10 protein-coding genes are annotated in these 11,098 nt (G+C 56.3%); all 10 read right to left on the reverse strand.

Annotated features, from left to right (window positions below; all coding sequences use genetic code 11):
* Nucleotides 1–80: 80 nt before the first annotated feature.
* Nucleotides 81–836, reverse strand: coding sequence for a 1-(5-phosphoribosyl)-5-[(5-phosphoribosylamino)methylideneamino]imidazole-4-carboxamide isomerase (gene hisA / locus SH678x_RS07605; RefSeq protein WP_496922292.1), 756 nt, complete (start codon nt 834–836; stop codon nt 81–83).
* Nucleotides 837–1,100: 264 nt separating this feature from the next.
* Nucleotides 1,101–1,709: an imidazole glycerol phosphate synthase subunit HisH gene (gene hisH, locus SH678x_RS07610; RefSeq protein ID WP_496922293.1), complete on the reverse strand. Its 609-nt coding sequence runs from the start codon at nt 1,707–1,709 to the stop codon at nt 1,101–1,103.
* A gap of 117 nt (nt 1,710–1,826) precedes the next feature.
* Nucleotides 1,827–2,591 carry an OmpA/MotB family protein gene (locus SH678x_RS07615; protein WP_496922294.1) on the reverse strand — a complete coding sequence of 255 codons (765 nt, stop codon included), beginning with the start codon at nt 2,589–2,591 and terminating at the stop codon, nt 1,827–1,829.
* A gap of 158 nt (nt 2,592–2,749) precedes the next feature.
* The gene (locus SH678x_RS07620; protein ID WP_496922295.1) at nt 2,750–3,259 is read right to left on the reverse strand and encodes a hypothetical protein; all 510 of its coding nucleotides are present in this window, start codon (nt 3,257–3,259) and stop codon (nt 2,750–2,752) included.
* Nucleotides 3,259–4,596, reverse strand: a complete 1,338-nt coding sequence (locus SH678x_RS07625) for a prepilin peptidase (protein WP_496922296.1) — start codon at nt 4,594–4,596, stop codon at nt 3,259–3,261. The genes SH678x_RS07620 and SH678x_RS07625 overlap by 1 nt, the downstream gene beginning before the upstream one ends.
* An 82-nt stretch (nt 4,597–4,678) precedes the next feature.
* Nucleotides 4,679–5,209 (reverse strand): shikimate kinase, encoded by a 531-nt coding sequence (locus SH678x_RS07630; protein ID WP_496922297.1) that lies wholly within the window; start codon nt 5,207–5,209, stop codon nt 4,679–4,681.
* A gap of 14 nt (nt 5,210–5,223) precedes the next feature.
* Entirely contained in the window at nt 5,224–6,726 is a 1,503-nt protein-coding gene (aroE, locus tag SH678x_RS07635) for a shikimate dehydrogenase (RefSeq protein WP_496922298.1), read from the reverse strand.
* Between the two features lie 109 nt (nt 6,727–6,835).
* A complete protein-coding gene (gene mutL / locus SH678x_RS07640) occupies nt 6,836–8,728 on the reverse strand; it encodes a DNA mismatch repair endonuclease MutL (RefSeq protein WP_496922299.1) in 1,893 nt (630 codons plus the stop codon).
* Between the two features lie 22 nt (nt 8,729–8,750).
* Nucleotides 8,751–10,151, reverse strand: a complete 1,401-nt coding sequence (locus SH678x_RS07645; protein ID WP_496922300.1) for a sigma-54-dependent transcriptional regulator — start codon at nt 10,149–10,151, stop codon at nt 8,751–8,753.
* Between the two features lie 58 nt (nt 10,152–10,209).
* Nucleotides 10,210–11,016, reverse strand: coding sequence for a two-component system sensor histidine kinase NtrB (locus SH678x_RS07650; RefSeq protein WP_496922301.1), 807 nt, complete (start codon nt 11,014–11,016; stop codon nt 10,210–10,212).
* Nucleotides 11,017–11,098: the final 82 nt, after the last annotated feature.

An 11,098-nucleotide genomic window follows, 5' to 3' on the forward strand; every position in this document is an offset into this window, starting at 1 on the left:
CCTGTGAAAAGCTACTGAGCAAACGCACCAGCCGCCGCCGCGGCGCGCGTCTGTCATAATGTAATTGAAAAGTAAGTTCTTTAGCGCTCTGCTCCTCTGACTAAGGGGTTCTTGGTTGCAAACTCCGAGGTGAGTTGAATCGCTTCCGCCAGATCGATCGTGTTTTCGTACAAAGCTCGGCCAATAATCGCGCCGGCCATGCCGGCTTCGGCCAGTTGCTTCACGTCGTCGAGCGTAGTGACGCCCCCCGAGGCGACCACAGGCACGCCAACATGTTGCTGCATGCGAGCCATTTCGGGGACGTTCGCGCCCTGCATCATGCCATCGGTGGCGATGTCGGTGTAAACAATCGCTGCCAAAGGAACATCGCGGAACCAGTCGGCCAGTTCGATCGCTTGCATTTTGCTGACTTCCAGCCAGCCGTCGGTCGCAACATAGCCATCCTTGGCATCGATACCGAGCACGAGCTTCTCGGGATAGGTTTTGCACATCGTGCGAAACCAGTCGGCGTTTTTGAGGGCCTGAGTACCAAGAACCAAGCGATGTAAACCAAGTCCCAAGAGATCTTCGATAATCGCTTGATCGCGGACGCCGCCGCCGAGTTCACATTCCATGTCAACCGCGGCCACGATGTCGCGAATCACGCTGCGATTGGTGGGTTTGCCATCTTTCGCGCCGTCGAGATCGACAATATGCAGATGCCGAGCACCGGCTTGTTGAAACTTCAGCGCGAATTCGACGGGATTATCAGAAAACACCGTCACCCGGTTGTAGTCGCCTTGTCGCAGGCGAACACACTGACCACCCAGAAGATCGATCGCAGGCCATATCTGCATCGTAATGCCACCAACTTCCGAGTGCTAATTGACGAGTGCCTATTTGAAATATCGCATAGAAATGCGTGAATTTCAAGGAGCGGGGTCAGCAAGATTTACCACGAAGGCACCAAGAACACGAAGTAATCTACTTAGATTGATGCAGTTTTGTCTTAAGATACTTATTCTGGGAGTTCTGCTATTCCTTAGTATCAAGACGGCAAAATTCAGCTGTCAGCGAAAACTACTTTCCTTGGAGTTCTTCGTGTCTTTGTGGTTCAGGATTTACTTTAGCTCCGCGAAATTACGTAACACACGCAAACCATCGCTCTGACTTTTTTCGGGGTGGAATTGCGTGGCAAACAGATTATCGCGCCAAATCGATGCGCAGAAGGGATCAGGATACGACGCTTCGCCGTCGATTACACCTTTGTCCTCAGGCACAACGTAGTAAGAGTGAACGAAGTAAAAATGAGCGTCGTTCGATATGCCTTCGAAGATGGGGGCACGCCGTTGAAAGCGGACTTGATTCCAGCCCATGTGCGGCACTTTGTACTCCGAGGGAATATCAAACTTGCGGACCTCGCCGGGAATGATGCCCAGCCCTTCATGTTCGCCATCTTCAAAGCCGCGATCGAACAGGAGCTGGAGACCCAAGCAAATTCCCAAAAACGGTTTGCCACTTTCGATGGCATCGTTAATCGGTCCAACCAATTGGCGGCGATGCAGTTCGGCAATGGCGTCAGCGAAAGCTCCCACGCCGGGCAGCACAATCTTGCTGGCTTTAGCAAGAATACTGGGATCGCTCGTGATGGCCGCCGCATGGCCGACGCGTTCAAAGCCTTTTTGAACACTGCGGAGGTTGCCCATTTGATAGTCGATAATTGCGATCATGCGGTTGCCGTGGAGTAAAACAATATCAGCCGCTCGCGGCTTAGCGAATCCGTGGCCACTGGACGGACACGTGAGTGAATTCCAAGTTCACATTGTAACTCAGAAACCGCGCCATTTCTAAGGGCGGCTGGCGATTCGTTCGGGATAAACCACGAACTCGATGCGGCGGTTGCGCGCCTTGCCTTCTTCAGTCGCATTAGAAACGACCGCGTGGTTGCCGCCGTGGCCGATCACAAAGATTTGCACGGCGGGCATCGTTCCCTGCTCGATCACGGCATTGTAGACGGCCAAGGCTTGGGCCGCAGAAAGGTGATGATTACTGGGATGCTGCTGCGAATGAGTGGGCGAATCGTCGGTGTGGCCTTCGATGCCCACGATGTGCTCGGGAAAATTCTGGCGGAGATCGGTGGCGATGCTCACCAACAGCGGCTTCGCATCATCTTTGAGGTACGGGCTTCCCGGCATGAAGAGTTGATCGGCGGGAACCTCCACGCGGAGTTGATCGCCGTCCTGACGAATTTGCACGCCGGGCATATCGGCGATCTTCAAATTCTTGGTCATGCTGTTATTCGCACGAATCTCGCCCGACTCGCGCTGCGTGGCCGAGGCCATGAGTGCCGACGTTTTGTTGCGGAGTTGCGAATTGTCGTCCCGCATCGCTAGAAGTTGATCCGTCGTCGAACGAAGTTGATCGCGCGTGGCGCTCACTTCATCGGTGAGGAGCTGCACTTTTTGCCGTGATTGGGCAAGCAGTGTTTCAAGTTCTTGATTGTCGCGATCGAGCGATTGGGCTCGTGTTTGATATTCTTGACTTTGCTGTGCGACGAGCTGCATTTGCTGATCGGCCGCTGCGGCGGCTTGCGCATTGGGCTTCGAAGCCATGCGTCCACAACCGCTTGTGGCGAATAAGCTGAGACCGACAACAGTGATCAGAACGCGTGTGAGCATGTTTTGCTGAGATATACAGACGGCGCGTGCGGCGAATCGACCTCGCGCGAGGGCGGACGTTAGCAAGCACCGCCGAGAGCAACAAGAGCAGCTCAACAACTGCTAGCAAAAGGCAAACGGACGGCTGGATATTGGCCGTAGAATCGTTTGATGAAATTCCGATGCCAGCGTTGCGGTTTGTGCTTTTCCCACCCTTGCCGTGCTAGTAGCCGATCCGACAATCGACCATTGGCAGCATCGCACACAATCGCATCAATTTGCTTTTCGGCCGCAATGGCATCCAGAGTGGTAATCGCTGCGCGGCAAGTGGCGTAATTTGTCCCCATACTGGAGACCAAATATTTAAGGGCCAGAAAACTTGGGCAAGAGCGGGGTTGGTTATAGTACAACAGGCAGCGATCAGACCGCCCCTTGGCATGGTAGCGGCTGGCAACTGGCCACAACTCCGGCAGATCGATGAGTTTGGGAAACCAACGCAAGTGAACGGCCTGCAGGCGGCCCGCCGATGTTTCGATCACGGCATAGCGTGCCTTGCGAATCGCTGGCAACGCGGCGAGCCATTCTTCTGGTGTTCGACATAATAGAGTTTTCGCGAACCACATTATTCGCTCTCTCCCCAACCAAAGAGACGAAGCTTGATCTGCTGCCAGATAAACAGAATCACGCCTAACAGCAGGAAACACACAAACAGCACGGCCGGCATCAGCCAGCCCAACTGGAAGGCGAATTCCACGCGGTTCCACACGGTCGCCCAGTAAACCATCACAAATAATGCGCCCAGGCAGAGAAACGGACCGTAGGGGATCACGTCGTCGCGTTTCGTGACCGCTTGAGCAAGACCGATGACGAGTCCTGCAAACGGGGCGACAAAAAACACGACCACACAAGCTTGCCAGCCGAGGAACGTGCCGATCATCATCATGAGTGTGACGTCGCCAAAGCCCATCGCTTCGCGACCCAAGGCTGCCGAGCCCACGAGACGGACTATCCAGACGAGACCTCCGCTCACAACAAGCCCCACCAGCGCGGTGAATAACCCAATCCACGCCGCCTCGCCCCACAGCCAAACGCCGGCAATCGCCAGCGAGCCAACCAACGCAATCACGCCCAGCGGTGGCCGCGTCAGTTCGCGCACCACACGTCGAGTGATGACTTTCAATTTGCTGATCGCACTACGTCGTCCCCGCCAGATCCGCGGCGTGAGCGCGAAACACCACAGCCACCAACAGGCCAGTCCCGCAGCGAGCGATTTCCAATTGGGGGCACCATTGAGGCTTTCCGGCCAAGCATTGGGCGCAGAAAGCGTGGCTGGTTCGACATATGCAGTCAGTTGAGGGGCAAGTTGGGCAAGTGGTACTTCAGTTCCCAGCGATGGAACGGCGAGAGGAAAGGTCCCAATGGGCAGTAAACTCAAAGGGAGGCACGCCGCCAATATCAGACCGAGAAACGTGCCGGGGACAGTGATTTCGTCGGGGATGATTTTTTCATCGATATCGATGAAGCTGGCAGCAACCATCAGTGTGATTAGCAGTACGTGACTGAGGAACGTCGGCCAAACCGCTGCAAAGGGAATTAAGCTGGGATCAATTGTGATAGGTTGATTGGCGTTGAGTAACAGAATGTCTTCAAGTTGAGCAACCGCGAGTCCGCGCTGAAACACTTCCCACCAGCAAAGCGTCGCCAGGCCGAGACCCATGCCAAGTTCCAAAAGCATGGGCCGAATCCAAAAGCCACGACCATGAATTTCGCTCTCACGCGCCAGTCTTACCCAACCGAGCACCGGCACACGATCCCCAGCCGCTCGCGGCTTAGCGTCGGTGTGCATCGGCCCCCAAGGCGAAATTTCGCGTGGGTTCCAAGCCAAGCGATAGATGGCCCAATTCGCAAGTGCTCCCAGCACCGTGCCTAAAACAAAGATGGCCGCCAGTACAATCGCCATGGCTAATAGCCGCGGGCGGTAGCCAGCGGACGAGACAGTGCTGACCGCTGGCTACCGCCTGCGGCTAGGAAAGATGCTTGAGTTACCGAGCCCTGAGCGCCGCGAAAATTTCGTCGGCAATCTCGGCCGGTTCCTTACTATCCGTATCGACCTCAAGCGTAGCACACCCCCGATAAAATGGCTCTCGTTGAGCCAAGAGGGTTACGATTTCGGTCCGTCCGCCGTGATTAGTCAGGTTAGGACGCCGCGCGGCCGTCGTTGCATCCTGGTTAATCCGTTCGTCCAGTGTTTCCGCCGTGGCCCGCAGCCAGACAACGGCTTGGCACTCTGCAAGAGCCGAGCGGTTGGTTTCGCGTAAGATGACGCCTCCACCGAGCCCCAAAACGGTTCGTTCGCGGCGGCAAAGCTCGGTCGTGATTTGTTCTTCGAGATCACGAAAGGACGGTTCGCCGTCGTCGGCAAAGATCGCGGCGATGGATTTCCCCGCGCGGAGTTCCACTTCCACGTCGGCGTCTATCCAATCCCATGCCAGCCGCCGGGCGAGCAGCTGCGCGACGGTCGTTTTGCCCGTGCCGCGGTAACCGATCAATGCGATGGGGCGTGAATCGTTCATGGAGGGGAATTCGATCAACGACCTCCCCCGATGGGGCCGATCGCCTTCTTCAAAACTTCTCGCATCAGATTCGGCGGGGCTTCTTGCCGTGTGAACAAGAAGAACTGCAATTGTGCCTGACGCACGAACATCTCGACGCCGGTGATAACTTCGCAATTTCGCGCGCGGGCATCTTTGATGAGCAAGGTCGACTCAGGATTGTAAACTGTGTCGAACACCAACATCGAAGGTTTGAGGAACGTCTTGCTGATGGGGGATTCATCGACGTTGGGATGCATGCCAATCGGGGTGCAATTGACGATGATGTCGCATTGAGCCCGATGCCGGGCATCCCAGTCTATGGCTTTGCTATCAAACGCTTCGGCGAGCCGGTCGCTGCGCTGCTTGGTCCGCGAGGCAATCGTTACCAGTGCCCCGCGACTTTTGAGCCCATAAACAATCGGCCGAGCCACGCCGCCGGCGCCTAAGACCAGCACTCGCTTGTTCTTGACGGGGCTCGGCTTTGCGCCGATTTCTCCCAGCGAGTACTCAATGCAATCCATCGCCGCGTTGTAGTCGGTGTTGTAGCCGATGACTTCCGTGCCTTCGAAAACGACCGTGTTGACCGCTGCAATACTTTTGACCGCGGGGTCGACCTTGGTGAGGTATTTGGCGATCGCTTCCTTGTGGGGAATCGTGACGCTCAAGCCCTTCACGCCCAGACGCGGGGCATCTTGGATGAATTGGCCGAGCGCATCCGAGGGTACGCGAAAGGGTACGTACACCGCGTTGATTTCTTTGTTCATGAACGCCGCATTATGCACGTGCGGGCTCAGGCTATGGCCCACGGGGTCGGCGATCACGCCGTACACGGCCGTTTCTGGAGTGATGTGATTGTAACGATAGACCTCGTTCATCTGCTGAAAGCTAAGCTGCCCGGGCGCGAGGGTTCGCTCGTGATGAAATGTGGCGTAGGTGTAGGGCGCGCCAAACTTCGCGGCGAGGATTCGCGAAGGCGTGCCAATGTCTCCCATGCACATCGCCACAGTGGGAATCTCGCTCTCCTGCATCATCTCGAGCATTCGCAGATTGTCGTGCGGGTCGTTGGCCATCGTGGCGATCTTGATGATGTCGGGATCAAGCTGCGCCATTTCGGCGTGCAGTTCGCGTAAGTTTTCGGGTGTCTTGCGAAAATTGTGGTAGCTGATGATCCGCTTGGTCTTGCCGAAGCGGGGAATCTGCGAAGCGATGTCTTCTTCGATATCAACGTAATCAACCCCTTCGGCAATGGCTTCGCGCAAGAGCAGTTGTCGCGCCTCTTCGGTGCCGGACCACTTGCCACCGTCTTCCATCCGCCGGCAGGTGATAATGACTTGGCAATCCAAATCGCCTTGCTCGGCGAGTAACCGGCGAATGTTGATCTTGCTGGCGACATAATCCAAGCGCAGCTCGACAAGATTGGCCCCCTGCTCCGCCAGATGGCGATGCTCGGCCATGATGTGCTTGTGACGACTGCGTCCGATGGCAACACAAATCATGAGAAAAGAACTTTCAACGAATTTATAAAATATATGAACTATTTTCTGATGCCGCCGCTCGCGGTTTAGCGGCACGAACTCTCTATTGTGATAGAATCCCCGCCCCAATTCAAATCCGCTTGAATTGCCGGTCCAACTCGTCGCGGGTAAATGTGAGGGCCGTCGGCCGACCGTGCGGGCAATGATGGTGGTCCTGGGCCAAATGGCGTTGGGCGAGCAGGGCGTCGACCTCCTCGGGGGTGAGGGAATCCCCAAATTTAATCGCCGCTTTGCAGGCGATCATGTGCAAAAGCTCATCGAGCAGGTCGCGAGATTGCAATTGCTTTCCGCCGGCTTGCAGTTGCTCGACTAGTCCCGCCAAAACTTCCCGGGGACTAAAATTGGCCAGCATCGCCGGATAAGCTGAAACCAAGACCGTCTCACCCCCAAAAGGTTCAACTTCCAGCCCAAGCTGCGCGAGCACGTCGCGATGTTCGAGCAGCGCCCCCGCCTCGCTCGCGGCCATGTCGACCGGTTCGGGGACCAGGAGTTTCTGACTTTCGAGCTGACCTTGAGCGACTTTTTCGCGGAGTTGTTCGTAGAGAATTCGTTCGTGCAGCGCGTGTTGATCGATGACCTCCAGGCCATCGGGATTCTCCACCACGATGTAGCGATTATGAATTTGAATCGCCCGCGCGGCAAAATGCGCGGCGGGGATTGTGGCCGCTTGAGTCGCGGACGGCGCGGGATCGACTCTGAGCGTGGGAGTCGCGGGCGCGACACGAAATGATGCTTCGAGCGTGTGCAGACGCAAACCCTCGGCGGCCGAACCTTGGGGCGAATTGCTACCGAAGCTATTAAACTCCGCTTGCACTTCAGGGGTGCGGCTCAGTTGGTTTTTCGCCCAAGCGTAAAGCTCACTCGCACCAGCGGGCTCACCGTCGCTGACAGTCGATTGGCCAGGAAACGAGCCGCGGGCCACGAGGTCGGTGGTGAGAAACTTCGTGCGCAGTGTGCCCAACAGTTGGCTGTAAATCCGCCCTCCATCTTGAAAGCGAACTTCCAGCTTTGTCGGATGAACATTCACGTCCACCAGCGCGGGGGACAATTCCAAGTTCAAGAAACAAATCGGATAGCGGCCCGTCAGCAGTAATCCCCGATAGGCTTCCCCCAGTGCATGCTGCAACGAGCGGTCGCGAATGCAACGGCCGTTGAGCATGAGGTATTGCAACCGATTGTTGCCACGGCTTTGGCTGGGATTGGCCACGTAACCCGACAGCCGCACCTGCTCGTCGGAACTATCGATGGCAATCAGTGCGTTCGCGATTTCTTTGTCGAACAGCACGGCGATGCGCTCGCGTAGATCACTCACCGCCGGCAAATCGTGAGTCACCCGCGTGCCATGATTGAGGGTGAAGTGAACGTGCGGGGCCGCGAGTGCCAGTCGGGTAACCGCTTCGCTGATGTGACCCATCTCGGTTTGCGTGGTACGCAGGAATTTATGCCGCACCGGTGTATTGAAAAACAAGTGCCGAACTTCAATCGTCGTTCCCACGGGGCAGCCGACGGGGCGAATCGGCTCGGCACGGCCCCCCACGACTTCCAGTTCCGCACCCGCTTCACAATCACCGGGACGGCTGCGAAGCACCAGTCGGCTCACTTCGGCAATCGACGCGAGGGCCTCACCGCGAAAGCCAAGTGTCGTGACGTGAAACAAATCGTCTGCCGCGGCAATCTTGCTCGTGGCATGGCTCGCTACCGCGAGCGATAATTCATCGGCCGCGATGCCACAGCCATTGTCCGCAACACGTATCAACTCCACCCCGCCCTGCTCGACCGTGATATCAATTCGCGTCGCGCCACTGTCGACCGAGTTCTCGACCAATTCCTTGACGACGCTCGCTGGCCGCTCGATCACCTCACCGGCGGCGATCTTGTTAACAACACTCGTCGGCAGTTGGCGGATTGTGGGCATAAGCGAAAGTTGAAATAGGAAAGTGGAAAGGGGAAAGGGGAATCGCATTTCCACTTTCCTATTTCTCCTTTTACAAGTTGTATTCTTTGATCTTCCGATAAAGCGTCCGCTCACCGATGCCGAGCATTCGCGCGGCTTCTTCGCGGTTGCCACCGGCGAATTCCAACGTCTCGGCGATGAACATGCCTTCTAGGTCGGCCAGCGACTTGCCAACCAAACCCGAAAGCCCTTGGCCGCCGACTTCGACGGTGGTGTGGTTATTCGTCGCCGCAAGTTCGTCCGGCAAATCATCGACGTCGAGCACCTGATCGTAGTCGACGACGATCATGCTTTCGATGATGTTCTTGAGTTGCCGCACGTTGCCGGGCCAATCGTAGGTCATTAGCCGCCGCCGCGCGGCCGTAGTGATGCTCTTAATCTCTTTGTGATGCCGTTGGCTGTGGATTTTGATGAAATGATCGATCAACAGCGGAATATCTTGCGTGCGGTCTCGCAGCCGCGGCAAAGTGATCGTCACAACTTTCAATCGATGATACAAATCTTCGCGGAACGTGCCGGCACGGATCGCTTCTTCCAGGTCACGATTGGTAGCCGAGATGATTCGCACGTTGACTTTAATTGTTTCATTGGAGCCCACACGAGTGATCTCACTGCTTTCCAAAACTCGCAACAGCTTGATCTGCGTGGGAAGTGGCATGTCTCCCACTTCATCAAGAAACAGCGTTCCCCCGTGGGAATATTCAAACTTGCCGACGCGGTCGGCACTGGCGTCGGTGAATGCCCCCTTCACATGGCCGAAGAGCTCGCTTTCTAAAATGTGTTCACTCAGCGCGGCACAATTGAGGGCCACGAAGGGGCGGCTCTTGCGCGGGCTGTTCTGATGAATTGCCTGGGCGATCAATTCCTTGCCCGTGCCGGTGTCCCCTTGGATCAACACCGTGGCATCGGTGGGGGCGATCCGCCGCAAGCGGTCGATCACCTCATACATTTGCGGACTGTTGCCGATGACTCCTTCAAAGCCAAATTTTTCATCAAGCCGACGGCTCAGCTCCGCGTTGGCGCGGCGTAGATGTTGATTACGCGCGGCGTTGTCGACCACTGCGCGGAGTTGTTTCAAATCGAGCGGCTTGAGCAGGTAATTGAAGGCCCCCTGCTGCATCGCTTCGACGGCCGATTGAATCGTGCCGTGGCCCGTGACGAGAATCACTTCGGCATCGGGTTGCAAATCCTTGCAAATCGCCAAGATTTCGAGGCCACCCACGTCGGGCATTTTGAGATCGCTGATTACGATCTCGAACGTATCCTGTTCAAGCAGCTTGGCCCCTTCGGTGCCCGTAATCGCGACAGTGCACTGATAGCCAACCCGCGATAAGCTGTCGGCCATGGTTTCGGCGTGCGCAGCATCGTTGTCGATTATTAGAGCCCGAATCGGTGGGCCCGTGGTCGCGGTGGTAGTTCGGGATTCAGCCATGAATACTCGAAGCGTTAAAGAGGTGTGAAAGCAATCTTGGAAAATCGTGGGACAACGGTCAATAGTCGGTCGGTAACGTCACGACCGACGACGGAGTCAAATCGATGGTGCGGGTTTCTTGAGTTAATCGCGCAGGGATAGGCAGCTCGATCGTGATTTGCGTCCCGTGCCCAACTTCGCTCTGCACGGTAATGCGGCCATTGTGTGCATCGATAATTTTGGCCGTGGTCGGCAAGCCCAATCCCGATCCCCCTGGCTTGGTCGAGAAAAAGGCGTCAAACATTTGCGCGGCGGTCCGGTCGTCCATGCCGATGCCCGTGTCGATCAAGTGGATCGCCACGCTGCCGTTGGTGGCGGCGGTGCGGACCATCAGTTGCCCCCCCTCGGGCATCGCTTGCTTGGCATTCAAGATTAAATTAAAGAGCGCGCCTCGAAACGCTTCGCGATCCAAGAGCACCGTCGGCAATTCAGGATCGAGATAACGCACGATCTCTACTCCTGCCTCGGCGGCCTCGGGCTGGAAGAAGTCGAGCGTGTCTCCGATTTCCTTGTTGAGATCGGTTGGCGTCAGATGCAGATGCCGCACCTTGGCGTATTGTAGAAAATCATCCAGCAAATCTTGCAGTCGTTGGCATTCACGCTGCATGACGTCGATCCGCTTGGCCGCGCGACGTTGTGCAGGCGTTTGGGCTTCCTCTAAATCTTCGGCCAAGAGTTCCATGTTGAGCCGAATCGTCGAGAGCGGATTCTTGATCTCGTGAGCCAACGCCCCCGCGAGCCGAGCGATCTCGGTGTACTGATCCATCAGCCGCTTGACGGCTTCGGAAGTTTGCTCGGTACCGATGCTGGCTGGTTCGTGCGACATGCTTAGTATGATAGAGGAATTATTCCCATTTCTGGAGACATCACGCTGGGAATTAAGGCAGGAACGCTATTCTTCTGGATCA

The sequence above is a fragment of the Bythopirellula superficialaquae genome, assembly GCF_059632245.1.

Coding starts and splice junctions, on each gene's coding strand:
- hisA (WP_496922292.1), bottom strand. CDS start 836: ATGCAGATATGGCCTGCGATCGATCTTCTGGGTGGTCAGTGTGTTCGC.
- hisH (WP_496922293.1), bottom strand. CDS start 1,709: ATGATCGCAATTATCGACTATCAAATGGGCAACCTCCGCAGTGTTCAA.
- SH678x_RS07615 (WP_496922294.1), bottom strand. CDS start 2,591: ATGGCTTCGAAGCCCAATGCGCAAGCCGCCGCAGCGGCCGATCAGCAA.
- SH678x_RS07620 (WP_496922295.1), bottom strand. CDS start 3,259: ATGTGGTTCGCGAAAACTCTATTATGTCGAACACCAGAAGAATGGCTC.
- SH678x_RS07625 (WP_496922296.1), bottom strand. CDS start 4,596: ATGGCGATTGTACTGGCGGCCATCTTTGTTTTAGGCACGGTGCTGGGA.
- SH678x_RS07630 (WP_496922297.1), bottom strand. CDS start 5,209: ATGAACGATTCACGCCCCATCGCATTGATCGGTTACCGCGGCACGGGC.
- aroE (WP_496922298.1), bottom strand. CDS start 6,726: ATGATTTGTGTTGCCATCGGACGCAGTCGTCACAAGCACATCATGGCC.
- mutL (WP_496922299.1), bottom strand. CDS start 8,728: ATGCGATTCCCCTTTCCCCTTTCCACTTTCCTATTTCAACTTTCGCTT.
- SH678x_RS07645 (WP_496922300.1), bottom strand. CDS start 10,151: ATGGCTGAATCCCGAACTACCACCGCGACCACGGGCCCACCGATTCGG.
- SH678x_RS07650 (WP_496922301.1), bottom strand. CDS start 11,016: ATGTCGCACGAACCAGCCAGCATCGGTACCGAGCAAACTTCCGAAGCC.